The 26,458-nt window shown below is 40.2% G+C and carries 27 protein-coding genes; 15 read left to right on the forward strand and 12 right to left on the reverse strand.

Translation table 11 applies throughout. From position 1 onward, the window contains the following. Positions 1–22: 22 nt before the first annotated feature. The 4 genes from tsaA to DK924_RS06165 all read right to left on the reverse strand — a co-directional run bounded on the left by tsaA (position 23) and on the right by DK924_RS06165 (position 3,920). A complete protein-coding gene (tsaA, locus tag DK924_RS06150; protein ID WP_055012102.1) occupies positions 23–727 on the reverse strand; it encodes a tRNA (N6-threonylcarbamoyladenosine(37)-N6)-methyltransferase TrmO in 705 nt (234 codons plus the stop codon). 163 nt (positions 728–890) lie between these two features. Further along, positions 891–1,460 carry an outer membrane beta-barrel protein gene (locus DK924_RS06155; RefSeq protein WP_054200983.1) on the reverse strand — a complete coding sequence of 190 codons (570 nt, stop codon included), beginning with the start codon at positions 1,458–1,460 and terminating at the stop codon, positions 891–893. Positions 1,461–1,707: 247 nt separating this feature from the next. Continuing rightward, positions 1,708–2,172 (reverse strand): acyl-CoA thioesterase, encoded by a 465-nt coding sequence (locus DK924_RS06160; protein WP_008113812.1) that lies wholly within the window; start codon positions 2,170–2,172, stop codon positions 1,708–1,710. Positions 2,173–2,273: 101 nt separating this feature from the next. Then, entirely contained in the window at positions 2,274–3,920 is a 1,647-nt protein-coding gene (locus DK924_RS06165; protein ID WP_109874612.1) for an electron transfer flavoprotein-ubiquinone oxidoreductase, read from the reverse strand. A gap of 220 nt (positions 3,921–4,140) precedes the next feature. On the opposite strand from DK924_RS06165, the gene DK924_RS06170 reads away from it, so the two are divergent. From DK924_RS06170 to DK924_RS06180, 3 genes are all read left to right on the forward strand, one after another. Then, the gene (locus tag DK924_RS06170; protein WP_109874613.1) at positions 4,141–4,890 is read left to right on the forward strand and encodes an electron transfer flavoprotein subunit beta/FixA family protein; all 750 of its coding nucleotides are present in this window, start codon (positions 4,141–4,143) and stop codon (positions 4,888–4,890) included. Continuing rightward, positions 4,891–5,817, forward strand: a complete 927-nt coding sequence (locus tag DK924_RS06175) for an electron transfer flavoprotein subunit alpha/FixB family protein (protein WP_008113818.1) — start codon at positions 4,891–4,893, stop codon at positions 5,815–5,817. Between the two features lie 185 nt (positions 5,818–6,002). Then, positions 6,003–7,082, forward strand: a complete 1,080-nt coding sequence (locus DK924_RS06180; RefSeq protein ID WP_109874614.1) for an acyltransferase family protein — start codon at positions 6,003–6,005, stop codon at positions 7,080–7,082. A gap of 126 nt (positions 7,083–7,208) precedes the next feature. Here DK924_RS06180 and asnS read toward each other — a convergent pair whose 3' ends face one another. Further along, entirely contained in the window at positions 7,209–8,606 is a 1,398-nt protein-coding gene (gene asnS, locus DK924_RS06185) for an asparagine--tRNA ligase (RefSeq protein WP_109874615.1), read from the reverse strand. Positions 8,607–8,892: 286 nt separating this feature from the next. Between asnS and DK924_RS06190 the strand changes: the two genes are divergently transcribed. After that, complete coding sequence (locus DK924_RS06190; RefSeq protein ID WP_008113825.1) at positions 8,893–9,327, forward strand: ATP-binding protein; 435 nt, start codon at positions 8,893–8,895, stop codon at positions 9,325–9,327. A gap of 3 nt (positions 9,328–9,330) precedes the next feature. On the opposite strand, the gene DK924_RS06195 is transcribed toward DK924_RS06190, so the two are convergent. From DK924_RS06195 to bioA, 6 genes are all read right to left on the reverse strand, one after another. Beyond that, entirely contained in the window at positions 9,331–9,960 is a 630-nt protein-coding gene (locus tag DK924_RS06195) for a Vat family streptogramin A O-acetyltransferase (RefSeq protein ID WP_109874616.1), read from the reverse strand. 30 nt (positions 9,961–9,990) lie between these two features. Further along, on the reverse strand, positions 9,991–11,001 hold the full coding sequence (locus DK924_RS06200; protein WP_075169194.1) for an ABC transporter ATP-binding protein: 1,011 nt from the start codon (positions 10,999–11,001) through the stop codon (positions 9,991–9,993). 12 nt (positions 11,002–11,013) lie between these two features. Beyond that, positions 11,014–12,513: an iron ABC transporter permease gene (locus DK924_RS06205; protein ID WP_109874617.1), complete on the reverse strand. Its 1,500-nt coding sequence runs from the start codon at positions 12,511–12,513 to the stop codon at positions 11,014–11,016. After that, entirely contained in the window at positions 12,513–13,553 is a 1,041-nt protein-coding gene (locus DK924_RS06210) for an ABC transporter substrate-binding protein (protein ID WP_075169196.1), read from the reverse strand. Before DK924_RS06210 ends, DK924_RS06205 begins: the two co-directional genes overlap by 1 nt. Then, on the reverse strand, positions 13,554–14,366 hold the full coding sequence (locus DK924_RS06215; protein WP_054201198.1) for a hypothetical protein: 813 nt from the start codon (positions 14,364–14,366) through the stop codon (positions 13,554–13,556). Positions 14,367–14,545: 179 nt separating this feature from the next. Further along, complete coding sequence (gene bioA / locus DK924_RS06220) at positions 14,546–15,847, reverse strand: adenosylmethionine--8-amino-7-oxononanoate transaminase (RefSeq protein ID WP_109874618.1); 1,302 nt, start codon at positions 15,845–15,847, stop codon at positions 14,546–14,548. A gap of 95 nt (positions 15,848–15,942) precedes the next feature. Between bioA and bioB the strand changes: the two genes are divergently transcribed. The 7 genes from bioB (at position 15,943) to DK924_RS06255 (ending at position 22,992) form a co-directional block, all read left to right on the forward strand. Next, positions 15,943–16,983 carry a biotin synthase BioB gene (bioB, locus tag DK924_RS06225; RefSeq protein WP_010390068.1) on the forward strand — a complete coding sequence of 347 codons (1,041 nt, stop codon included), beginning with the start codon at positions 15,943–15,945 and terminating at the stop codon, positions 16,981–16,983. Positions 16,984–16,997: 14 nt separating this feature from the next. Beyond that, positions 16,998–18,152, forward strand: a complete 1,155-nt coding sequence (locus DK924_RS06230) for an 8-amino-7-oxononanoate synthase (RefSeq protein WP_109874890.1) — start codon at positions 16,998–17,000, stop codon at positions 18,150–18,152. Continuing rightward, positions 18,149–18,982: a methyltransferase domain-containing protein gene (locus DK924_RS06235; protein ID WP_109874619.1), complete on the forward strand. Its 834-nt coding sequence runs from the start codon at positions 18,149–18,151 to the stop codon at positions 18,980–18,982. The genes DK924_RS06230 and DK924_RS06235 overlap by 4 nt, the downstream gene beginning before the upstream one ends. Positions 18,983–18,992: 10 nt before the next feature. Continuing rightward, positions 18,993–19,676 (forward strand): dethiobiotin synthase, encoded by a 684-nt coding sequence (gene bioD, locus DK924_RS06240; protein ID WP_109874620.1) that lies wholly within the window; start codon positions 18,993–18,995, stop codon positions 19,674–19,676. A 157-nt stretch (positions 19,677–19,833) separates the two neighbouring features. After that, positions 19,834–21,393, forward strand: coding sequence for an FAD-dependent oxidoreductase (locus DK924_RS06245; protein ID WP_109874621.1), 1,560 nt, complete (start codon positions 19,834–19,836; stop codon positions 21,391–21,393). A 251-nt stretch (positions 21,394–21,644) separates the two neighbouring features. Further along, positions 21,645–22,508, forward strand: a complete 864-nt coding sequence (gene htpX / locus DK924_RS06250) for a protease HtpX (RefSeq protein ID WP_109874622.1) — start codon at positions 21,645–21,647, stop codon at positions 22,506–22,508. A gap of 151 nt (positions 22,509–22,659) precedes the next feature. Then, positions 22,660–22,992 (forward strand): hypothetical protein, encoded by a 333-nt coding sequence (locus tag DK924_RS06255; protein ID WP_010390060.1) that lies wholly within the window; start codon positions 22,660–22,662, stop codon positions 22,990–22,992. Positions 22,993–23,054: 62 nt separating this feature from the next. On the opposite strand, the gene gloA is transcribed toward DK924_RS06255, so the two are convergent. Next, positions 23,055–23,582 (reverse strand): lactoylglutathione lyase, encoded by a 528-nt coding sequence (gene gloA / locus DK924_RS06260; RefSeq protein WP_010390059.1) that lies wholly within the window; start codon positions 23,580–23,582, stop codon positions 23,055–23,057. A gap of 422 nt (positions 23,583–24,004) precedes the next feature. On the opposite strand from gloA, the gene DK924_RS06265 reads away from it, so the two are divergent. The 4 genes from DK924_RS06265 (at position 24,005) to DK924_RS06280 (ending at position 26,409) form a co-directional block, all read left to right on the forward strand. Beyond that, the gene (locus DK924_RS06265) at positions 24,005–24,322 is read left to right on the forward strand and encodes a hypothetical protein (protein ID WP_258306414.1); all 318 of its coding nucleotides are present in this window, start codon (positions 24,005–24,007) and stop codon (positions 24,320–24,322) included. A gap of 119 nt (positions 24,323–24,441) precedes the next feature. Then, positions 24,442–25,428, forward strand: a complete 987-nt coding sequence (locus tag DK924_RS06270) for an ATP-binding protein (RefSeq protein WP_109874624.1) — start codon at positions 24,442–24,444, stop codon at positions 25,426–25,428. A gap of 114 nt (positions 25,429–25,542) precedes the next feature. Beyond that, positions 25,543–25,929: a hypothetical protein gene (locus DK924_RS06275; protein ID WP_109874625.1), complete on the forward strand. Its 387-nt coding sequence runs from the start codon at positions 25,543–25,545 to the stop codon at positions 25,927–25,929. Between the two features lie 177 nt (positions 25,930–26,106). After that, positions 26,107–26,409 carry a hypothetical protein gene (locus DK924_RS06280; RefSeq protein WP_109874626.1) on the forward strand — a complete coding sequence of 101 codons (303 nt, stop codon included), beginning with the start codon at positions 26,107–26,109 and terminating at the stop codon, positions 26,407–26,409. The last annotated feature ends 49 nt before the right edge of the window (positions 26,410–26,458 follow it).

Consider the following 26,458-nt stretch of genomic DNA (forward strand, 5'->3'; position numbering starts at 1 on the left):
ATAGCAGGGCTTTAAAGTTAGCTTAACTGAGCTCAATATGAGTAACCAGATGATGAGAATCAGTCACTTGCCAGGTAATATTGTATTCATACAAATTCATACCATAGCTTTGCACGCCTTGTTTTTGCTTTTTGTAGGCAGGGCGCGGATCTTGTTTTAGCACATTACTAATAAACGCTTGTAGCTCAGGATAGTGACTTTGTTTATTTATAAATTCTATAGCCTGTTGGCTAAACTCAACACTCATTTGAGTCTCTGGGCGCGTATCGGCAAATCCAGCGCTTGCATCGGGTAATGAGTCTGAATAGGGTAAATAAGGTTTTATATCTACGATGGGTGTGCCATCAAGTAAATCAATACCGGCGAGCAATAACGCCAACTGACCGTTTGTATACTCAATTCCCTCTAACTTTACTGCACTCATGCCAATAGCATTTGGACGAAAAGTAGCACGAGTAGCAAATACGCCTTTACGCTCATTACCGCCAAGGCGCGGCGGGCGAACCATTGCTGAATAGCCTTTATCTGCAGTTTCATGAAAACGAAATAACAGCCAAATATGGCTAAATTCATCTAATCCGCGAACAAACTCTTCACGATTAAATTCTTTGGCAAAAATCAGTTTGGCTTTAGCCTCGGGTACTAATCTAGGTTGCCTAGGAATGGCAAATTTTTGTTTATACGGAGATTGAATATGGCCAATAGCCGAAATTTGATAATCGCTCATAATGCTCGGTTATAGAAAAAATAGAGCGTTATTCTACCTGTTATTAATGTTGCTGGCATTAGCTTAATTAGGAGAGGAGTTATAGACTGATTGGTTTAAATGTGAAATAAAAAAGGTAAGGCTAAAAATAGCCTTACCTAGCGTTTTAACAATTAAGCTATTATTAAAACATGTATTGGAATGATACTGACGCAACATCCATTTCTGGATCAATATCATCTTCTAATTCATAACGCTCATACTCTAAACGCACTTGCATATTGGTTGTAAATGCATATTCAATACCTGCACCGTAAAACACGTCGCCGCCATCTTGAGATGCGCTGATGCTGCCAACCGGTAGCTCTTGAGTAACGTCTGCATCCCATTCAAACCAACCACCTTTTGCATAAACAGAAAAGTCTTCAGTGATCGGCGCTGCAAAACGTGCTGCTAACGATACGCCATCAATTTCAGCTTTGCTGTCTATATCACTCACTTCATCAAAATTTAGATAGGCAAGCTCAAGACTTAAATGTTCATTAAATTGGGTACCAATGTAACCTTTTAACATTTGCGCGTCGTCATCAAAGTCGGTGTCGTTTTCGCTATCTTCAAACTGAAATGAATATTGGCCATAACCAATACCAGTGTAAATACGCGGAGAGTCCATGTCGGTAACATCAGCTTGTGCCGCTGAATTAAAACCCAGTGTTGCTAAAGCAAGTGCAGAAAGAGAAAGTGTTTTAATCATTATATAGCTCCTTTAAAAAGTAATATCGATGAATTATTTCATCAAACGTCGATTTACTAATTGCAGTGAGCGTGCCAAGTATTATTTCGCATAATATTTGGCCTTTATGTGTATTTGTTGAGCTTTTTTGTTTTTTTTTGGCACGCAAAACAATCAGGTGTTCAGCGTGCAGTTAATCCATAAAAAATTAAAAATTGTAGCTTTTACAAGTTGTTGTAGTTTCTACATACCTATAAAAGCAACTAAATTAAACTTTATCTAATAAGTTTTCTGTTTCTATGGCTATTTGCTTCATTTTAATTGCGTAGTTCTCAAGCTTTTTGTCTTCATCGGTAACCGATTTAAATTCTGGTACCGCCACAGGGTAACCCGTTTCATCCATAGCAACAAAGCTAATAACACAGTGATTGGTTTCAACTAAGTTTTGCGTTTTAGGGTCGCCACAGCGAACTTGAATAAAAATTTGCATGCTGGTTTTGCCGGTGTGTGCAATTTTTGCTTCAACCTCAACAATTTGGCCAACTAAGATAGGACGGCTAAACTTAACGCCCGCAACCGATACTGTTACACAGTAATGGCCGCTCCAGCCCGCAGCACAGGCATAACCCGCTTGGTCAATCCACTTCATGACCACACCGCCATGCACCTTACCACCAAAATTTACATCGGTTGGCTCTGCTAAAAAACGAAAAATTACACTCGACGACGCCATAACACACTCTCATTCATTCATATTACTTAACAGCATAGCGCAAAAAAGGGGCCGAAGCCCCTGCAATTTAGGATAAGTTTATAATTTCTATAGAAAGGTTGTTACATATTGGGATAGTTAGGGCCACCAGCACCTTCGGGAGTTACCCAGGTAATATTTTGGCTCGGATCTTTAATGTCACAGGTTTTACAATGCACACAGTTTTGCGCGTTGATCACAAAGGATTGCTCGCCTTCTACTTCTTGTACTTCGTAAACGCCGGCAGGGCAGTAGCGCTGTGCTGGCTCGTCAAATTTAACTAAGTTAACGTTAATCGGAATTGATGCATCTTTTAGTTTTAAGTGACACGGCTGCGATTCTTCATGATTGGTATTAGATAAAAACACTGAAGAAAGCTTATCAAAACTGAGTTTGCCATCAGGCTTAGGGTAGTTAATTTTTTCAGCTTGGTTAGCGTCTTTTAAAGTTGCATGGTCAGGTACGTTATCTTTAAAACTAAACGGTAGGGCACCCTTAAATATATTTTGATCAAGCGTGTTATATGCGCCGCCTGCAAATTTACCTAAGGTATGCATAGCAGGGCCAAAATTACGAGACTGATACAGCTCTTTATACGCCCATGACTTTTTAAACTCAGCGGTGTACTGGGTTAAATCATTATTAGCTAAATCGTTTTGTAGCGCATTAAAAATGACTTCAGCGGCTATCATGCCTGATTTCATAGCCGTATGATTGCCTTTAATTTTTGCAAAATTAAGCGTGCCAGCATCACAACCTACTAATAAACCACCTGGGAAGTGCATTTTTGGTAATGAATGTAAACCGCCTTTTGCAATGGCACGTGCGCCATAGGCAATACGTTCTCCACCTTCAAGTGTATTTTTGAAAATAGGGTGATGTTTTAATCGTTGAAATTCATCAAACGGGCTTAAGTGTGGGTTTGAGTAATTTAAATCAACAATTAACCCCACAACCACTTGGTTGTTTTCGCTATGATACATAAAGGCGCCACCGCCAGTGTCGCCACTTAATGGCCAACCGGTTCCGTGTACAACTTTACCCAATTGATGTTTAGATTCATCAACTTGCCAAATTTCTTTAAAACCTAAACCATAATGCTGTGGTGAACTTTCATCGTCTAAAGCAAACTGATTGATCAGTTGCTTACCTAGATGACCGCGACAGCCCTCAGCAAATACTGTGTACTTAGCGCGTAGCTCCATACCTGGCATGTAACCGTCTTTTTCATTGCCATTTTTATCTACACCCATATCGCCAGTAATGATGCCTTTTACAACATCATCTTCAATAATGACTGAATGCGCACTAAAGCCTGGAAATATTTCTACACCAAGGTTTTCCGCTTGCTCTGCTAACCAGCGACATACATTACCCATAGAAACAATGTAGTTACCCTTGTTATGAAATGTATTTGGTGTAGCAAAGTGAGGAATTGAGGTTGCTTTATGTTCGTTGTTAAACCAGTAAATCTCATCATTTACCACTTTAGTCGAAACAGGAGCGCCGAGTTCCTGCCAATTTGGCAGTAATTCGTCAAGTGCTTTGGTTTCAAAAACGGCACCTGATAATACATGTGCGCCAACTTCTGAGCCTTTTTCAACTACACATATCATGCACTCTTGTTGTTTTTCTTGTGCTTGCTGCGCGAGTTTAATTGCTGTTGAAAGCCCCGCAGGACCTGCCCCTACAACAACAACATCAAATTCCATGGTTTCGCGTTCAATCATAATAACCTCTTTATCTATGACGGACTCACCTTTGCATTATTTGGCAAAAAGTAAGCTAAGCAACCTGTTTCTTTGTTATGCAAATTAATCGTTACAGGTTGTGAATAGTTTAAGGTTATTTTAGGTTGACGTTTACGTCAACAGGAAGTAGTCTGATTTCATAAAATAAATAGGTTGACGTAGACGTTAGCTTATAGGTTTAAATAATTATGGAGTCCCTATGAAAGTTCTCGTACCAATAAAAAGAGTGATCGACTACAACGTAAAAGCTCGCGTTAAACCTGACAACAGCGGTGTTGATTTAACTAACGTAAAAATGGCCATGAACCCATTTTGTGAAATTGCTGTGGAAGAAGCGATTCGTTTAAAAGAAGCGGGTACTGCAACCGAAGTAGTTGTTGTTACTATTGGCGCTAAAGCATCTCAAGAACAATTACGCACAGCACTGGCTTTGGGCGCAGATAAAGCGATTCATGTTGAAACAGAAGAAAACTTAGAGTCTTTACATATAGCAAAATTGCTTGCCAAAGTAGTTGAACAAGAATCGCCTGAACTGGTTATTTTAGGAAAACAGTCAATCGATTCTGATAATAATCAAACAGGTCAAATGCTAGCGGCGCTGACTAACCGTGGTCAAGGTACGTTTGCTTCTAAAGTGGTTATTGAAAATGACAAAGTAAATGTCACTCGTGAAGTCGATGGCGGTTTACAAACCGTTGCACTTAATTTACCCGCAATAGTCACCACAGATTTACGTTTGAATGAGCCACGTTATGCGTCGCTACCTAATATTATGAAAGCCAAACGCAAACCGTTAGAAGTTATTGCGGCTGATTCGCTAGGTGTAGATTTAGCCCCGCGTATTGAATTGGTCAGTGTAGAAGAGCCTGCAAAACGCAGCGGCGGGATTATTGTTGAAGATGTTGCACAGCTTGTAGAAAAACTTAAAACAGAGGCAAAGGTGATTTAAATGAAAACTCTTGTAATTGCAGAGCACGATAACGGTGCCTTAAAACCAGAAACCTCAAAAACGATTAATGCCGCTAAAAAATTAGGCTTTGACGTAGATGTATTATTAGCAGGCATAAACCTTGGCGCTATGAGTGAGTCACTCGCGAGCATTGAGGGTGTTGCGAATGTTTTACTTGCTGATAATGCAGTTTATGAGCATCAACTTGCTGAAAGCATGACAGATCTAGTGTTATCACTTGCAGATAGTTACAGCCATATTGTGGCAAGTGCAACTACTACAGGTAAAAACTTTATGCCGCGTGTTGCCGCATTATTAGATGTAGCGCAAATTTCAGAAATTATTGACGTAATTGACGCAGATACATTTAAGCGCCCAATTTACGCGGGTAATGCTATTGCAACGGTTAAATCGCTCGATAGTAAAAAAGTGATCACAGTACGTGCAAGTAGCTTTGATTTACAAGGCGAGCAAGCTCCAGCTAATGTAACCGCTGTAGATGCAGTCTCTGATTCACAGTTAAGCAGTTTTGTTAGTGTTGAACAAACTGAATCAGAGCGTCCAGAGCTAACGGCTGCAGATGTGGTTATTTCGGGTGGTCGTGGTATGCAAAATGGTGAAAATTTTGCATTATTAAATGGCATTGCCGATAAACTCGGTGCCGCTATTGGTGCATCACGTGCAGCGGTTGACGCGGGCTTTGTGCCTAACGATATGCAAGTAGGGCAAACAGGTAAAATTGTCGCGCCTAATTTATATATTGCTGTGGGTATTAGTGGTGCCATTCAGCATCTTGCAGGTATGAAAGATTCAAAAGTTATTGTTGCCATTAATAAAGACCCTGATGCGCCAATATTCCAAGTAGCTGATTACGGTTTAGTTGCTGACTTATTTGATGTTTTACCACAGTTAGAGCAAGCACTATAAAGGACAGCAATAAACCGCTCCTAAAGTAACAAATTCTGATTTAAAGCCGCCGTTTCATTATTGATTCTGCGGCTTTTTTAATTCAACAACTCCACTTATCTAAATTACTTGCGATTTAAGTTTTTTTACTACAAAGTGACAGCGTTGTCATTTGTAGCAATACAAATTATTAAATAGGAGCCAAAATGACAAGGTATAAAGCACTTGATGCTATGCGTGGGCTAACCATAGCGTTAATGATACTGGTAAACACTCCGGGATCGTGGTCCCATGTGTATGCCCCTTTACTTCATGCAGATTGGCATGGCTGTACCCCTACGGATGTAATTTTTCCGTTTTTTATGTTTATTATTGGCTCTGCGATGTTTTTTTCGTTCAAAAAAACGAACAGTGCAGCCAGTGCTAGCCAAGTATTAAGACTAGTTAAACGTGGAGCAATTATATTTGCCATTGGTCTAGCTTTAAATATTTATCCCTTTACTACCAATATAGAAAACTTGAGAATATTAGGTGTACTGCAACGTATAGGGATAACCTATATTTTAGCGTCTATCTGTGTGTTGTTTTTAAATAGGCGAGGGGTGTTAACGCTATCGGTTATTACCTTAATTGCTTATTGGTTATTACTGTTAAGTGTTGGCGCTGAAAATGCTTATACACTCGAACATAACCTAGTTAGAGCGCTCGATATTGCCGTACTAGGTGAGTCGCATTTATGGCAAGGTAAAGGGCTCGCATTTGATCCAGAGGGGCTGATCAGTACGTTACCCGCAGTGGTGAGTGTCTTGTTTGGTTTTGAAGTAACGCGCCTATTAACGAGCACAAGTAGCCAGTGGACAAGCATTAAGCGTTTATTAGTTATTGGTGTAGTTGCAGTTGTTATTGGGCAATTAAGCTCAATGGTTATGCCAATTAATAAATCACTTTGGACTAGTAGCTTTGTTATTTACACATCCGGGATTGCTTGTATTGTGTTGGCATTTTTTGTTTGGCTTTGTGACATTGTTAAACCTGATCGTCTTGTTAATCCATTAATTGTGTATGGATCAAACCCACTGTTTATATATGTATTATCGGCTGTGTGGGTACTGAGCTATTCACTGATTAATATTGGCGAGCTAAACTTGGGGGATTGGATGTATCAGCAACTCGCCTTAGTTATGAGCGCTAAATTGGCATCGTTCACCTTTGCTTTATTGCATGTTATTGGCTTTTGGGTAATTTCGAATATGCTTTATAAACGAAAAATATTTATAAAGATTTAGTATTTATAACAATTTGCTTCCCTAAGCGGGAGGCTAATTGTTCAAGTATTTATGCACATTAATATATCAGACAATAAAAAACCAACCCGCGGGTTGGTTTTTTTATTTAACGTTACAAAGCTTAGCTTAGTACGTTGCGCTGCCTTTGGTACGTGGGAACGCAATCACATCACGTACGTTACCCATACCGGTAACATAAGCAACTAAGCGCTCAAACCCTAAACCAAATCCAGAGTGTGGCACGCTACCGTATTTACGTAGATCGCGGTACCAGCTGTAGTCTTCTTTGTTTAAGCCCATCTCTTCAAGGCGTGCATCTAATACATCAAGACGCTCTTCACGTTGTGAACCACCAATGATCTCACCAATACCTGGTGCTACTACGTCCATAGCAGCAACAGTTTTGCCGTCTTCGTTTTGGCGCATGTAGAATGCTTTAATATCACGCGGGTAGTTTTTAATAACAACCGGTGCTTTAAAGTGTTCTTCAGCTAGGTAGCGCTCGTGCTCAGACTGTAAATCTACACCCCATTCAACGTCGTACTCAAATTTCTTGCCACACGCTTTTAAAATCTCTACAGCATCGGTGTAGTCAACTTGGGCAAAGTCTTTTTCAACAAATTCTTCTAAACGGCTAATGGCTGTTTTTTCAACACGTAATGCGAAAAATTCCATGTCGTCACGGCGTTCTTCCAATACGGCTTTAAACACGTACTTAAGCATGTTTTCAGCCAGTTTTGCGATATCTTCTAAATCAGCAAACGCAACTTCTGGCTCTACCATCCAAAATTCAGCTAAGTGGCGAGATGTATTTGAATTTTCTGCACGGAACGTAGGACCAAAGGTGTAAATTTTTGACATAGCTGATGCATATGTTTCACCATTAAGTTGGCCTGAAACCGTTAAAAAGGCTTCTTTACCAAAAAAGTCTTCGCTGTAATCAATCTCGCCTTTGTCTGTTATTGGCAGATTTTGCATATCAAGCGTTGATACGCGGAACATCTCACCTGCGCCTTCACAGTCACTTGCAGTAATAATTGGCGTGCTGATCCAGTAAAACCCTTGCTCATGGTAAAAACGGTGGATTGCTTGTGCTAAACAGTTACGTACACGTGTTACTGCGCCAATCATATTAGTGCGAGGGCGAAGGTGAGCGTGTTCACGTAAATACTCAATGCTGTGGCGTTTAGCCGACATTGGGTAGGTGTCTGGGTTTTCAACCCAACCTAACACAGTTACTGAGTTAGCTTGAATTTCGAAAGATTGACCTTGTCCTGCTGATTGTACTAATACACCGGTAACCGACACAGAACAGCCTGCTGTTAAGCTTGTAACTTCATCATAATTATTCAGTGAATTAGGAACTACCGCTTGAATAGGATCAAAACACGAACCGTCATGAACGGCTAAAAATGATATTCCTGCTTTTGAATCGCGGCGTGTACGGATCCAGCCTTTAATGGTTACTTGGCTGTCTACCGCAACATTGCCTTTTAATAGCTCTGAAATCGCTAAATGGCTCATCTTCACTCCAATGATATAAGTTGCCTAACTATATAAATTAACTGTGCGTTACTCATGCTTTTTAGCATTTGAGGTCACTGCACTTGAACCTTGTATAATACCTAGTAAAGTAAAATAAAAAAACTGTTGTGGGCAACTCTTTAAAAGTTTTTAGTGGTACGTTGTTTTTTTAACCAATTTTTGCAGTTAAATAACCACTATTACCATTTGTTGCTCTGAAATTTCATCAATTTGTGGCATTATTACTAAATAAACCGAATTGACGTATTAATAAAAAATGGATGCTATGAAACAAGTTTTTATTTTACGAGGGCTACCAGGCAGTGGTAAGTCATATTATGCGCAAAATCTCGCCGAGGAACTTTCCGGAGCAGATGAAAGCCAATATTTTATTTGCTCAACAGATGATTACTTTGTTAACGAGCAGGGTGAGTATCATTTTGATAAGTTTAAATTATCGCAATATCATAATTTAAACTTGGCCCGTTTTATTAATGCCTTAGCACAAGGCATTGAACTGGTAATAGTGGATAACACCAATATTAAAAAGTGGGAATTTATTGCCTATTCACAAGCAGCCATTGCTTTAGGCTATCAGGTAAAAGAAGTGATTGTTGGCGAAGTGAAAGATAAATCAATGCAACACTTATACGCCAAACGCAATAGCCATAACATACCGTTAAAAACGATTAGTAAAATGGCCTACATGTTTGAGTGGTAATTATTAAATTTTAGCTAATGCCTCTATATCAGAGTGTGTAATGGCATCTAAATGAGCGGTGATTTTTTCACTGCTCCAATCCCACCATGCAATTGCTAAAAGTTTATTAATAGTCTCATCATCAAAACGCTTTTTTATCAATTTTGCAGGGTTACCGCCAACAATGCCATAGGCGGGCACATCAGACGTTACCACAGATTTACTTGCTATAATGGCACCATCACCGACTTTTACTCCTGGCATAATGGTGGCGTTGTAACCTATCCACACATCATTACCTATTTCAGTATCTCCCTTAAAAGGTAAATCACCTTGTTGAGGTGCAGATTTTTCCCAGCCATTACCAAATATAAAAAATGGATAGGTAGAAAAGCCGGAGGTTTGATGATTAGCCCCATTCATTATAAAAGTAACGTCTTTAGCTATCGCACAAAACTTACCTATGATAAGACGGTCCCCGATAAAATCGAAATGGTAAAGTACATTTTTTTCAAAGTTTTCAGGGCCATCAGGGTCGTCGTAATAGGTATAATCACCAACGTCTATATTCGCAGAGGTGATAAAGTTTTTTAAATAACCTACTTGAGGAAACCCTTCCATAGGTGATGGATTGTTTGGATTTGGTCCGTTCATAGTTTCCTCCAAAGTAGAATATATAAAGCGCTAGCTTTTAAATGCCGCCAGTGGATGAGAGGTACTAAGCGATACATGTACGTTATCACCAGGATTTACCACTACTTCATGACTCACGCGACTTGTAACCACAGTACCACAGGCTAGTTTTATGGCGCATAATCTGCTGCCGCCTTCAAAGCGTACCCAAATTACTTCGCCATTATTTCCTACACTGCTTTGTACTAATAATACATCATCTGGACGAAGTAACACCTCTACCTCACCGTTTTCACAGTCAACACCATGAGCGGGAACATTACCAATATCGGTAAGTGCTTGGCCGTTATTCAGCGTTCCTTTTATAAAACTAGCTTCACCTAGAAAGCGTGCCACAAAGCGATTATTGGGTGCACTAAAGCATTGCTCTGGGCTGTCAATTTGCTGTATTTTTCCGCCTTTTAGTACACCCACGCGATCGCCCACCGAAAGTGCTTCTTCTTGATCGTGCGTTACCCAAATAGCGGGTACGCCGGCTTCTTTAAGCGCATTACGTATATCCCAACGTAGCATGTCTTTTAAAGCCGCGTCTAAGTTTGATAGAGGCTCATCAAGTAATACAAAGTCTGGCTGGTGGGCTAGGGTGCGTGCTAATGCAACACGCTGTTTTTGCCCGCCTGAAAGTGTCGCTGGTTTTTTATGTCTAAACGCATCTAAACCGAGTAGCTTTATCCAATGATCAGCAGGGCTTGTGTCTTTTAGTTTAAAACACACATTTTGTTCAACCGTTAAATGGGGAAACAACGCAAAGTCTTGAAACACCATACCTACACTGCGTTTTTCAGGGGCTACAGTATGCTTTGGTGTAGCAGTCCATTTAGCAACTTTAATTTCGCCGTCGCTAATTGGTAAAAGCCCAGCTAGGGCTTGTAAAATAGTACTTTTACCACAACCTGTTGGACCAACAAGCATTAAAATTTCGCTTTCACCTAAGGTGAAATTTAAGTCACTAACAACACGATTACTGCCATAATCTATAGACAACTGACTTACAGATAGCATTTATATAAATCCTTAATGTTCAAACTGGTTGCGTTTCTCGCCAGACATCATAATAGCTAAAGCCGCCGCCGAAATCACCACCAACAATAACCCAGGTATTGCTGCGCGGCCAAAATAACCGGCTTCGTAAACACGCCATAAATAAGTAGATAAGGTTTCAAAACCAGTTGGACCCAATAATAGTGTGGCTTCTAATTCGCGCATCGACTCTAAAAAGACTAAAGCAGCACCTGCAATAATACCCCGCATAGTCAGTGGTAAAGTAATACGTGTGAAAGCTTCACGTGGGCTTGCGCCTAACACACGGGCTGATTTTACTAAGCTTGGATCAAGGTGCTCGGTGCTGGTACGCACAGAGCCAACCGCAAGTGGTAAAAAACGTAGCATATAAGCAATGATCAACAAGCCCAGTGTTTGATATAAAAATGGCAGTTGTAAGCCGCCATACACAAGCGCTGTGCCCATAACAATCCCCGGAATACCAAAACCAAAGTAAGTAACGCGTTCCATCACTTTACCTGCTTTTCCGGTTAAAGCAGCATGCGCCACAGGAATAGCCACAATAACTGTAACAATAGCTGCAATGGCTGAAGCGTAAGTAGAGTGCCAAGCAATACTAAAATCAAACGAACTAAAACCATCACGCACTAGCCAAAGTGTAAATACTGCGAGTGGTAAGCCAATAGCAAGTAATAAAATTGGTGCAAAAGTGGCAAACATCGCGCCTAATTGCCATTTTTTTGGGAATAAAATAAGAGGCCGGCCTTGGCGTTCAGACGCAGTTTTAATTTGCGATTCAAGCATTAGTAAAAAGCCAACAATTACCATTAGCTGCATAGACAACATAGCAGCACGGCTCAGTTCAAAGGCGTTATATTCTACGTAAATAACACGAGTGAAAGTATCTAGACGCATCATTGCCGGTGTACCAAAGTCTGATAGCGTATATAAGGCAACGAGTAACGAACCCGCAGCAATACCATTTACAACACGGGGCAAAATAACTTTAAACACGCTTTGTGTCATCGACATACCCAATGTACGAGCTGCATTGACCATATTGGCATCAAGACTGAGTAAGGAGGAGCGGGTTGTCATCATTACAAATGGGAAGGTATATAGGGTCATTACAATGGCGGCGCCAGTTAAGCCATACATAGAAGGGGTTTCAAAACCAAGTAAGTTATGTATTTCACCACCAGGGCCAAATGCAGCATAAAGCGTAAATGCACCAATATAACTTGGTATAGCTAAAGGGGCGGCAAATACTACTAACCAAAACTTTTTAAATGGCAGCTGCACATAAGCGCTAATAAACGCCAGTGGCACACCAATTAAAATTGAGCCTAATACAGTTAAGCCCATTAACGACAGGGTATTTCCTAAAATGGTTAAATTATGGCTATCAAAAAAAGAGCTTGCGTCACTGGCAAGCGTTATTAAAACAAAAATAGGAGTAAGGGTAACAAGCGCTGCAAGCAGCGCCATAGGATAAGATGGTGGTATTCGCATTATAAAACGCCGCTGCTGCGCATTAAGTCAATAGTTGGACGTAAGTCAGCCAACTGGGTTAAGTCTATTTTAGGTGGCGAAATACTGGTTAATTTAGGCAAGCCATCAGGTTGCTTTATGTCATTTACTAGCGGAATTTCATACGCTTCGCTCGCTAAATAACTCTGTACTTCAACGCTGAGTAAATAGCGCATAAAGTTAGTTGCTAGTGGGTCGTCAGATAGCGATAAAATACCGGAGGCATTCACTAAACAACCGGCATCTTGCTCTGTAAATGCAAGATCGAGTTTAGCGTCGGGCTTACCAGACTTCAAACGTAACGTGTAGTAGTGATTAGCAAAACCAATATCTACTTCACCACGTTCAACGCCCATTACTACACCGAGTTCGCCAGCGTAAGTTTTTGAGCGTTTTTGCACTTTTTTAAGCCATTTAGCAGTTTTATCATCGCCTTCTAAAATTCGCATAGCGGTAACAAACGATTGAAAAGAAGCATAAGCTGGTGCCCAACCAATACTTAAATCACTGTCGGCTATTTCCATAATGCTTGTTGGAATTTGCTCTTTGGTTAAACGCTCAGTATTAAATGGCAAAGTACGTATACGACCAGTTACAGGTGCCCACTCATCATATCTAAACTGTGGTTGTAGTTGTGCAGATAAATCACTAGGCATTGGTTTAGCAAGCCCTGCATCGGTTACTAAACCAATAGCGCCCGAGTCTACAGCCCAAAATAAGTCAGCACGTTTAACACCTGCTTTAGCTTCGGCAACAATCGTATTAGCCAAAGCTGCAGTTGGGCCGCGTCGAATAGCAAGGTCTAAATCCGGGTTCTTTTTTTGAATGGCTTGTAAAACGTTTTCGTATAAGCCACCTTCACCACGTCCTAAATAAAGGGTGAGTGCGCCTTTCAGTTTAGGTAATGTATCTACCGACACGGGGTTGGCAATATCAGCGGCAAACGCGCGTGAAAGAGATAGCGGCAAAGCGCCAGCTATCCCTAACGCAGCTAAGCCTTGAATAAAGGTTCTGCGTTCCACTTAAAATACATCCTTACGTGACTTTTCTGCTTTTTCAATTAGCGTTTGTGCACGAGTTAACTTAGTTTGCATATCAACAACCACTTCACGTACTTGATTTACTGTTTTATTACCTGAAATAGCTTGCGGTAGGGTTACGTTAAAGTCTTTTTCAAGTACTTCTACTAAGTTAGCGTCTTGCTCAATGAGTGTGCCTTCTACACCTTCAAATAAATGCAGGTAAGTATCGTGAACTATGCTTGTTGCTTCATCGCTTAAACGCTCTGCGTATTTAGCGACCACTCGGTCTAATTTGTGTTTAATTTCATCAATGGTCGCGCTTTGCGTCATTTCTTTTGTTGCTGTGGCTTTAACGCTTTTTAATAACCCTTTTTGTTGAAACTGAGCCGCTAGCTTAACTGCGCCTAGGCCTTGCCATAAAGCATTGTTCATTGCTTGTTGCTGCAAACGTACTTCTGAGGCTGGCTTTTTGTTATCAATAGCCATTTTTATGCCATACAAACCTTGCCAAATAGAGGCATACACAGGGACATAATTTGTTTCTATGGCGCTGTGAAATTTAACCGATTCCCAGTACTCAATTAAGTCATCAGTATTAACTGCTTTAGCGCCTTTTTTCTCGTAATCGCTTACTAGGGTATCAACCTTTGAAACCATCCACTCAACGTCTTCGTTGTAGGTTTTTAAATTAGCTTGAAGGTGATTAACATGCTCACCAATTGGGCCGTTAGCAAGTGCCGGTTGTGCAAAAATCGCAGAAGCGAGTAAAAAAGTTGCACTTAATGTCTTGGCAGGCTTAAGTAATATTTTCATAGCAAGTGAGTCCATAAATGTTATTGTAAATGATAGTCATTATCATATCCCTAAACATCCCTTAGATCAACACACTAAATCAAGCCAAAGGGTTAAATTTACTAAACTTTACAGAGGAATAATAACTAAATAGAAATATCAATTTAATTTTAACTTTAGTGGCTAAAATAATTAACCATCTATACGTAATGTTTACCCTTTATGGCGTTATATATAGCATCGCAAAGCTGTTTAATACTGGCATCGTCACTTATATACGGTGGCATTAAGTAAATTAGTTTACCAAAGGGGCGTATCCACACTCCTTGGCTAACAAAATAAGCCTGTATTTTAGCTACATCTACTATTCCTGCCTCATCTGTCAGTTCTACCACGCCAATTGCACCTAAAGTGCGAACATTAACTACATCAGTAAGTGAGCCACACTGATGTAATGGTTGAAGTGCTTGGTTTATTTCACTAATTCGTTTTTGCCAATCTTGTTCAAGCAATAAGTCTATACTGGCACATGCCACAGCGCAGGCGAGTGGATTGCCCATAAATGTAGGTCCGTGCATCAAAACACCGGCTTCACCTTCGCTAATGCCTATCGCTATTTTATCGGTCGTTAACGTGGCTGATAAGGTCATGGTGCCGCCGGTGAGTGCCTTGCCAATACAAAGTATATCTGGCTGTACATTGGCGTGCTCTACAGCAAACATTTTACCTGTACGGCCAAAGCCTGTGGCAATTTCATCACAAATGAGCAATACATCGTATTGAGTACATAACTTGCGCACACAGGCTAAATATTCAGGATGATAAAAGTTCATTCCTCCCGCGTTTTGTACTATGGGTTCAATAATAAAGGCGGCAACATGCTGGTGGTGTTTTAAAAAATAGTGTTCTAGTTCATCCGCCTCGGCTTGATTAAACTCGTTATTAAATTGGCTAACAGGTGCAGGTACAAATACATGCTCAGGTAAAAAGCCAGAATACAAGCTATGCATAGAATTAACCGGATCGCACACACTCATGGCTGCAAAAGTATCGCCATGATAGCCCTTAAACGGAGTCATTAACTTTTGTTTAGTATTAATGCCTTGGCTTAACCAATACTGCAGTGCCATTTTAATCGCTACTTCAACACTAACCGAGCCGCTGTCGGCTAAAAATACTTTGTTTAAATGCTCGGGCGTTATTGCTACTAGCTTTTTACAAAGCTCCACTGCGCTGTAATGGGTAATGCCGCCAAACATTACATGGCTCATCTTATTGATTTGCTCTGTCATCGCATTATTTAAAACGGGATGATTGTAGCCATGTATTGCGCTCCACCAAGAGGCCATACCGTCAATGAGTTTCTCGCCTGTTTCTAGGTGGATAAGGTTGTGATTGGCATGTGTAACAGGGTAAACCGGAATTGGTTGAGTCATTGATGTATAAGGGTGCCAAATGTGATTTCGGTCAAAACCAAGGTCTATTGTATGTTTTGTGTTCATATGTAAACTTTAAATAAGTGAGCTTCGTTGACAATGGTACGGCAATACGTATTCTAAGCCAATAACACCAAGAGCAAAAAATAAAAGAGAGTATTATGGAGCTTGCAACAGTTCGCCACGATTGGACCCATAGCGAGGTTAAAGCCTTATTTGAAATGCCGTTTAACGATCTGCTTTTTAAAGCCGCGACCGTACACCGTGCTAATTTTAATCCTAATCAGGTGCAAATTTCTACTTTACTGTCAATAAAAACAGGTGCTTGCCCTGAAGATTGTAAATATTGCCCGCAATCAGGTCATTATAAAACCGACCTAGAACGAGAGCGCCTGCTAGAAGTAGAAAAAGTAGTAGAGCAAGCACGCCTTGCAAAACAAAAAGGCGCCACCCGTTTTTGTATGGGCGCTGCGTGGTCAGATCCTAAAGACCGTGATATGCCGTACATTTCAAAAATGGTTAAAGAAGTAAAAGAGCTTGGCCTTGAAACCTGTATGACCCTAGGTAAGCTTACCAATGAAAAAGCGCATGCGCTGAGTGATGCCGGGCTTGACTACTATAATCATAATTTAGATACCTCACCTGAATACTACGAACAAATTATATCTACCCGTACCTTTGCAGACAGACTAAATACTATTGATCATGTGCGTGATGCCGGCATGAAAGTTTGTTCTGGCGGTATTGTCGGAATGGGGGAGCAACCCAGCGATCGTTATGGGTTATTAATGCAATTGGCTAATTTGCCTCAGCAACCAGAAAGCGTCCCAATTAACATGCTAGTAAAAGTAAAAGGGACACCGCTTGAAAACGTAGACGACTTAGATCAGTTTGAGTTTATTCGTACTATTGCCACCGCGCGTATTATGATGCCGCATAGCTATGTGCGATTATCGGCAGGGCGCAGCGCAATGAATGAGCAAATGCAATCGATGTGTTTTTTTGCCGGTGCTAATTCCATTTTTTATGGTGATAAACTCCTTACTACAGAAAACCCAGAAGCTGATGCTGATATGCAATTAATTAAAAAACTGGGTATGAACCCTGAAACGGCAGAAGACTATTCAGATGAAGCCGTTGCTGCGTCGTTATCCTCTAAAGTGGCCGATAAAGCCAGTTCAGAATTGTTTTATCCTGCTTAACATTGTGTATTGCTATGTCATTTGATTTTATAAATAGCCATTTACAAGCGCGCCAGCAAAGCGCGCTTAACCGCAAACGTTATGTTATTGAGCAAGCCAGTGCGCGTGAAATTATAGTTGATAATAAACGCTATCTTAACTTTGCCAGTAACGACTACCTAGGCTTTGCCGATGAGCCCACTTTGCTTGAAGGTATGCATAGCTTAGGAAGTCATAGCTCAGCTTTAGTTACTGGCTATCAAGGTGTGCAGCAACAGCTCGAAAAATACTTATGTGCTCAGTTGGGCTATAACAATGCCATGCTGTTTAATTCGGGCTTTAGTGCTAATAGCAGTGTTATAAAAGCGTTATTTCAAGATAAAGCCATTGCTCAACAAAGTGCGATTTTTCAGGATAAACTTAATCATGCGAGCTTAATCGACGGCGCACTGCATGCAAACGCGGCACTTGTACGCTTTAACCATAATGACATGAATCATTTACGTTCACGGCTCGAAAAGTCCAATGCTAAGTATAAACTGATCGTGAGTGAGGGTGTATTCTCAATGGATGGCGACCAAGCACCATTAATTGAGTTACTTAGTTTAGCTAAAGCACATAACGCCTGGTTAATGATAGACGATGCGCATGGCTTTGGCGTACTGGGAAAATCGGGTTTGGGAAGCTGTGAGCCACTTATAGCGGCAGATAATTTACCAGATATTTTAGTGATCACCTTTGGTAAAGCGGTGGCAAGTAGCGGGGCGTGTGTATTAGGTTCAAGTGAATTTATTGATTACATGCTGCAGTTTAACCGCGATTACACTTATTCGACCGCTATGTCGCCATTTATTGCTTCGCATACATTATCAAGAATCAAAACCATACGCGATGCTAACCACAAGCGAGCCAAATTAAACGCTAATATTGCTTTATTTAAACGTTTAGCCAATGAACACAAAATTGCCTTAATGGATTCGACCACTGCCATTCAACCCTTAGTTTTAGGGTGTGCCGAACAGACTTTAAAAGCCTGTGAGCAGCTCAAACAACAGGGTATTTGGCTAACCGCTATTCGTCCGCCCACGGTGCTGCATAATACCTCAAGGCTTCGCGTTACCTTAACCGCCGCCCATACCGAGCAAGATATTACAACATTGGTAAACTGTTTAAAAAAGGCCATTGCATGATAAGCGCACACGCTACAAATGCTAACTCGCGTATAAAGTCACCGTTAGCTTGTTTAGCTGTTAATAGTTTAAAGCAGGTAACGCAACGCAAGTTTTCAACAGCGGCAAACCAATATGTAGCCCATGCGCATGTACAAAAACAAGCCGCAATCGATTTAATTAAACTCATTAAGCTTGATGCGAGCACAAAGCAAAAACACTGTGTGGATTTAGGCGCTGGGCCGTTAGTGAATACCCAATCGTTACAAGGAATATACAAACAGGTAATTGCAATGGATTTAAGCCTCAACATGCTTAAAAATAGTGCAGTAAACGCACCGCGTATTTGCGCCGACATGGATAACTTACCATTACAACAAAATAGTATTGATGTGGTATTTAGTAATTTTGCGCTGCAGTGGTCGGCTAATTTTGAAATGCTAATGCATTCATTATATTCAGCTTTAAAGCCTGGCGGGCAGGCGTACATAAGTACGGTGGTAGAAGGCTCACTTGGTGAAATAAAAACGGCGTTTGCCGCGCTCGATTCGCATAGCCACATTAATAACTTTTTAAGTAGCGATAATATAAACCAATCGGTCAAAAAGGCAGGGTTTATTGTTAATAACGCGACAGAGGTTATTTATACTGATGAGTTTACCAGCCCGCTAAAAGCGATTAGTTCAATTAAAGCCATTGGGGCAACGTCGCAAAATAAAGCAAGCCAACGCCCTGGTTTATTAACTAAATCGGCGCTGCAAAAAGTATGTGCTGCGTATCCGCTTATAAACAACCAAGCCCATGTATCTTACCATGTGGTATTGTTATCATTAGAAAAAGCAAAAATTTAAAGGTAAGGCAATGCAGCAATTTTTTATTACCGGTACCGATACCGACGCTGGTAAAACCCATGTAACCAGTTTGCTATTAAAGTTACTCGCTCAACATAAACAGCGCGCAATAGGCTTTAAACCGATTGCATCAGGGTGTGAACTTGCGTTTGATCAGCTCGTTAATGCCGATGCCTTAATGCTAATGGAAAGCGCGACTGTGAGTGCTAAATACGACATTATTAATCCGTTTGCTTTTGAGCCCGCCATAGCTCCGCACATTGCAGCAGAGCAAGTGGGAGTAACCCTAAGCGTTGAAAAGCTACGTACCGCTTATAAAAATGTGAAGCAACAAGGTGCAGACTACCTTTTAACAGAAGGTGCGGGCGGCTGGGCATTGCCAATTAATAATAACGAATATTTATATGACTGGGTAAAAGCAGAGCAATTACCCGTAATATTGGTAGTAGGGATGAAACTAGGCTGTATAAATCATGCATTACTCACTGCAGCCCATATGCAAAGTATGGGTGTTAATTGCATTGGCTGGATTGCCAACCAAGTTGATGCCACTATGGATGAATACCAAGCAAACCTAGATTCACTTAAAGCACGCTTACCATTCCCGTTGCTTGCTATAAGCCCCTATACCGAGCAAACCCCTAAATTACAAATTTATAAAACCCTTCTTACTGCACTTGCTATAAATGCCTAAACTATACTGCTTTGTAATTTTATAAATATACAAAGCAGTTTATATATTAAATACACCGGTTTAATAAATATGTTTAGCGCCTTGAAATACACACCTTGTATGCATATATAACGCTAATTACACAGTTGTAATCGTTACTAAGGAAATAACAAACACGATGACCCACCCATTTATTAAGAACTACGCTTATAATACGCAGGTGGAGGCAGAATCAGATCTACCAAAAAGTGCTCTGCCTAAAACCCGTGTAGGTATTTTAGGTGGGGGGACTGCAGGGGCAACAATTGCGATTCGCCTTGCGGCATTAGGCATAAAAACGACTATATTTGAGAAAAAAACGTCACTTATTGACGGCCCTCCTATGTGCCATCTGCACGCAGGTGGTAATTTATATCGTGAAATTCCAGATCAAGACTGTATAGATTTACTTAAACAATGTATTGATATTTTACGACTATATCCTTACAGCATAGATGTACGCCCAACTGTATTTGCTGTGCCAACGCGTGATGATGATTCACCGGATGATTTACTGCCAAGGTTAGACAAGCTTACTAACGCATATAAAGACTTAATTGAACAAGATCATAATAATAAAGTTCTTGGCGAGCCTGATAATTACTATCAGCTTTATAGCCATGAGCAAATGATAACCTTGAGTAAAAAAGAGCAGGTTACTGAGCCTAAAACGCTAGATGAGTGGATGATCCCCGTTGCTAAGCATTTAAACTTAAACAAAGTAAAATACCCACTTATTGTTGTACAAGAATACGGTTGGAATATATTTAGATTATCTGCAAGTGCGCAACTTGCGCTTGCCCAGTACAAACACGCTAACGTTCTTACCAGCACAGAGGTAAAGCAAGTCAGCAAAGTTGAGCAAAGTAGTGCTAACAATCAAATGCCAAAATGGAAAATTGAATACCAAAACAACCAAAGCAACACGACCCAAACAGCAGAAGTAGATTACCTTATAAACGCCTGTGGCTTTCAAACCGGTATTGTTGATGACATGGTAGGCGTAAAGCCCAAGCGTATGGTCGAATTTAAAGCCTCATACATTGCACACTGGCAAGGCGCTGGCGGGCAAATACCCGAAATTATTATTTATGGTAACCGAGGCACACCCGAGGGCATGGCACAATTAACGCCGTACCCTAATGGCTTTTATCAAATTCATGGCATGACTAACTCAATTACCTTGTTTAACGATGGCCTAGCAGATACAGCCGAGCAAACGGCACAGCCACAACTGCCTGCTAAGTACTTAAATTATATAAATAATGGTTGGGATCAGCAGGTGCTAAAAGCACGTGGTCAAAAAGCGATTGATTATGTAGCTGAGTTTGTACCAGCATTTAAAAACGCTAATACGCAAAACAATGCCTTGTTTGGCGGCCAACAGATTCCAGGCGAAGACGACACCTTGCGCGTTGCCGACGTAAGTTTATATTCGCATATTAGCTACGCACGAGCCGAAAATGTAAAAGCGTCATCAACTTTGATCGCTGCTGACGAAATAGTAGCTGAATTTGTAAAGCTTGGTTTAATTTGCACGGAACACGACGGTAATAACCACCGTAAGCATCACCAATGGGCCTACCTTAAGAACAGTCGCAATGAAGATATAAGTAAAATTGCACAAGTACTTGCAAAAGAGCGAGGCTTCCCCACAGATATGGCAAATGTTAATTACGGTATATATAAAAGCGTATAGTATAAAAACAAAATAACTTATTGAATTATATTGTTTTTAGAAGTGTATTTTTACTGTTGAACAGAAAAAACCAAGAAAGTTTAACTTAATTAAATATATATAAAACTTTAAAAATACCCCTTGCGTTATGACATAGTTTGTCACAGAATAGCGTTGATGTTATGACATAGTGTGTCATAACGCAGTGATTGCTATGGCCGATCAACAAAAAGAAGTCGCTCAGCAATAAATGTTATTTTTGGAGAACTCGTATGAAACGTGTATTTTTGTTTTTATTAACTAACCTCGCGGTTATGTTGGTATTAGGTGTGGTGCTTTCAATCATAATGAGTGCGCTGGGCTTAAGCCATCGTAGCCTTGGCGGAATTTTACTAATTGCGACTGTATTTGGTTTTGGTGGATCGTTTATTTCGTTATTTATGTCGAAATGGATCGCCAAAAAATCAACCGGTGCACAGGTTATTACTAAACCAAGTAACGAAACCGAGCAGTGGTTAATGAATACCGTTGCTACGCAAGCTAAAAAGGCCGGTATTAATATGCCGGAAGTGGCTATTTACGACAGCCCAGAAATGAACGCGTTTGCAACCGGCCCGAGTAAAAATAACTCGCTGGTGGCGGTAAGTACGGGTTTATTACACAACATGACCCAAGATCAAGCCGAGGCAGTGCTTGCACACGAAGTATCGCACGTGGCTAATGGCGACATGGTAACGCTAACGCTTATTCAAGGCGTGGTTAATACCTTTGTTATTTTTGCCGCAAAAGTGCTGGCGGGCATTGTAGATAATTTTATAAATAGCGATGAAGAAGAGGGCGGCAGCAGCTGGACTTACTTCTTATTCGATATGTTATTCCAAGTTTTATTTGGTGTACTAGCCAGTGTGGTGGTTGCCCATTACAGCCGCAAACGTGAATTTGCAGCCGACAACGGTGCAGCTCAGTTGGTAGGCGCAGATAAAATGCGTTCAGCCCTTGAACGATTAAAGCAAAACCACCCATCGCAATTAGAAGGCTCAATGATGGCCTTTGGTATTGCCAGTGGTAAAGGCATGGCTGAGTTGTTTTCATCTCACCCACCGCTTGATTCACGTATAGACGCACTACGCAAGTAATTACGTAAATTAGTAAATATACAAAGCCAGCTTAACAGCTGGTTTTTTTATACTTGCAATCTAGTACCTTTTATGCAAGCTTAATGTGGAGTACGAAAAATACTCATTAATTTTTTATTTGTTATAAGCTCTCTAATATAAGGAAATAAATATGAAGTTACTTAAAGTATTAGTCGTTGTTGCAATTGCTTTACCAAGTGTTGTTTTAGCTAATCAGCATGTAATTACAGCAAACAAACAAGTTTTCTCTTCGGATAATAAAACCCAAACATATATAGGTGACGTACACCTTTCATTTGACTATAAAAATAAATTTCAGACCACATCAAACAGCGTTAGCTTTAACAATGGCGATACAGTAATGGAAGGAGAAGTAGTTATAACCTTTAATAATATTACCGCAGTAACTGATAAAGTTACTTTTTCTGAGTCTGATTCAGGTGTTTTAGCTAAAATGGATGAAGTGACTTTTACTTATAAGTAATTGTTTATTTAGAAACACAAAAGCCAGCTTGTTTGCTGGCTTTTTAATATTCTGTATATGGGTTATTTACCAAAAATAATATCGGTAATTCCCTCTGGTGAGAGTATTTCAATCCAGTAACCGTCTGGGTCTTTAATAAAGGCAAGGCCTTTCATTGAGCCGCCATCTGGCTGTTTTACAAACTCCACATCGTATTTAGCAAAGCGTTCGCACGCTGCATATACATCAGGTACGCTAATACCAATATGGCCAAAGCCTTTTGGTTCTTCATTACCACTGTGATAACCGCTAAAGCTGTCGTCGTTTTCAGTACCCCAGTTATGGGTAAGTTCAATCAGCGCAGGGCGGCGAAACACCCATTGAGTTTTTTCTTTATCATCGCCTTTAGGCATATCTTGCTCGTAGCCTAAAAAGTACAAAGTAAACTCCATACCAGGAAAGTCGTACTTACCTAATAGTTTCATACCCAATACGTTTTCATAAAATGCCAGCGACGGTTTTGGATCTTTAATACGCAACATAGTTTGCTGCATCACATAGCCCTCAGTGGCCTGTGCAATTTGCTCTGGAGATTCGTTATAGCTAGACATGAGATAATCCTTAATAAAATGACTGAAAAACCTTAATGGAATTAAAAAGGCAGGGAATACGAACATCATAATCAACAGCGGCAAAAATTAAAACCACCTAGCTAAATTACCAGCCAGTGAGCTGAATGTTTTATAAGCGAAAAATGGCATATTTAGCGGTGCTGTTTATTTATACAGTAATGGTGTTTTGTCCAATATTACTGATCTCCACCATTTTGGGGTATCTCTGCATTTATGAAGTATGAGCTGTAGTTAACTAGTTGTTTACAGGTGTTTATTTGAGGGTTAAGATAAATGCAATGTAATATATGGACATTTGTCGGTTTATAAAACGACAGTTGTCGTAGACAAAGTTGTTATGTTTCTAGGCAAGTATGCGTAAATATTTATTTTGGACTTTAATTTTAACAAGTTGGAATGTTATGGCTTCGTATAGTTTGCATATTGAGCGTGAAAATCGAATTTCCGAAAGTGAATGGTTAGCTATTTGTGATAGTGACTCTTCATTGCGTGTCCAACATTCTGTCCAAGCAACGAACCCACAAACGGGTGAGGTCATAGAGATTCAAACACCAAATAGTTGCGTTTGGACGAGCCCAATTTTACGAAGAAAGTATAATTTTACTTATGCTAATGGCAGTATCACCTTGGGTAGCGATAAAGCTCAAATAAAAAAAGCAAAACAGTTAGCGCAACTGCTTGGTGCCAAAGTCGTTGGTGATGAAGGCGAGGAGTATTAGAAACATAACAAGCGCCTCAACAAAGGACGTAAAAAGCTTGGCTTGCGTCACTTCGTTCCTAATTTTAGCCAAGCATTTTACGCCTGTTAGGCGGGCGTTAGCCTTACGGATGAAGCTCTATGAAAACAATCTCTTTTCCTGTTAGATTCGATAGAGATACTCTGTCTGATTTTTTCGAAGAACTCGATAGCAATATTGACACAGCAGAAGTGTGTTTAGATTGCTCTACTTTAAGGTACTCATTTCCTACTGCAATGCTTGTCGCTGGTTCTAAAATAAGAACTTGGGTCAAAACTCGGCATAAAAATAAACTTAAAACAAATAAGTCGGGTGTTCAAAGTTCGCACTCTGTGCATTCTTATCTATCTCATTTGGGATTTTTTGATTACATATTGATGGGAGAAGGGAATGCTGTCGGACAAGCAAGTGGTTCGGGAGCATATTTACCTATTACAAAAATTGAAAAACCCGATTTCAATTCAAGTACACAGAGTGTTCAAGAATGGTACGACCAAATAATGTCAGTGGTTCGGGGGTTAGCTCGTGTAGTTTCTGGAACGGCTGCGGACACAGAAGAAAATAGGCTCTATAACTATGCTTTGCGTGAAATTATCAGGAATGTTTTTGAGCATTCAGAGGCAACCGAATGCTATGTTTGTGGTCAAAGATGGTGGAACGGCAAGGTTGAAATAGCTGTAATTGATGAAGGTGTTGGGATTTGTGAGTCTTTAAAAAAATCATATCACTTAGACAGTGATATAGATGCATTAAATATGGCTATTAAACCAGGTATATCTAGCACATCGAATATAGAATTATCCGAAAATATTTACGATAACTCAGGCTTTGGGCTATACGTATTAAGCCAATTAGCTTCAAGCTTTGGTTGGTATGTTTTAGGTAGTGGAACATCTCGTATTGTTGGGCACTCTCAAAATAAATCAGAAGAAAGCTTAAAGTTCAGTGGCACATACTTTGGTATGCAACTGTTAAGCTCTCCAAGCCAGTTCAGTGGTCTCCTACAAGACATAATTGCAGCAGGTGAAGAAGAAGCTGAAGCAAGTGGTATATCTAAGAAAGCATCAGGAATGTCAAAGCTGGTGTAATGTAAGGCTAACAAGCGCCTCAACAAAGGACGTAAAAAGCTTGGCTTGCGTCACTTCGTTCCTAATTTTAGCCAAGCATTTTACGCCTGTTAGGCGGGCGTTAGGTAACTATGGATGGTCAACCTTCTTAATCAAGCATTACGAAGCAGAGATGTTAGAAAACTCGTAGAACCTCATTTGCACGAAGTTGTTTGGGATTCTGGCGTTGATGAAACCAGCGAGTGGGTAATGGCTTCATTTGAAGATCTAACTCATATCCAAAAATTGGAGTCTTGGTTAAATAGCAAAGAGATTTCGGATTCCATCGAAGTCATTTTAACCGATACTGCTTGGTCTGAACTTCAGCAAACAACTTGGGATGCTCTGCTTAAGAAACCAGACGATTACTTTAATCAAAAACATATGCTTGTAGTTGCAGCAGATCGCTCTTGGATAATGGAGTATACCCCACAACAGATAATTAGATTTGGGCGTTGGGTAAAAGTTACCTGCCGAGTTTGAATTGGCAGTTAATTGAAACGTGGACGGTGTCCACTTTATCGGGTGAAGATCACAAAAAACAGTTGGGTATTTTCACTCCGTTCAACATTTTAGCCAACAATTTTTTGCACTCTTAGTGCGGCGTTGTTATATGTAAATCAATAAGTAGGCATTATGCAGCTATAAACACTAGAAGAATTGCAAGCCAATCTTGATAAGGTGATTTCTGAAATTGATACGAATGAATTCGATGATGACCTTGTTAGGCAGTTTATAGAGCATCGTGTTATTTCATTAGCTTTTGGTGTTCACACGTATTCAGAAATGATTGTACGTAAGGTTGTGACAAAGGAAGAAGAGAGCAAGTTTAACAAGAACCTTAGTGTTTATAATCAAATTGAAAGCACACTAGCTCAAAGAGCATATGAGTATTCTACAGAAGAGTTGTTTAATCAGCTTGTCGCATATAAGAAAATTTTGGATGCTAACATTCAAAATTAAAAAATATAACCAGGTAATCAAAGACCGCCCACAAAAGGGCCTGAGGGCT

It is taken from the genome of Pseudoalteromonas sp. meg-B1 (assembly GCF_003173795.1).
Taxonomy (GTDB): Bacteria; Pseudomonadota; Gammaproteobacteria; order Enterobacterales; family Alteromonadaceae; genus Pseudoalteromonas; species Pseudoalteromonas undina.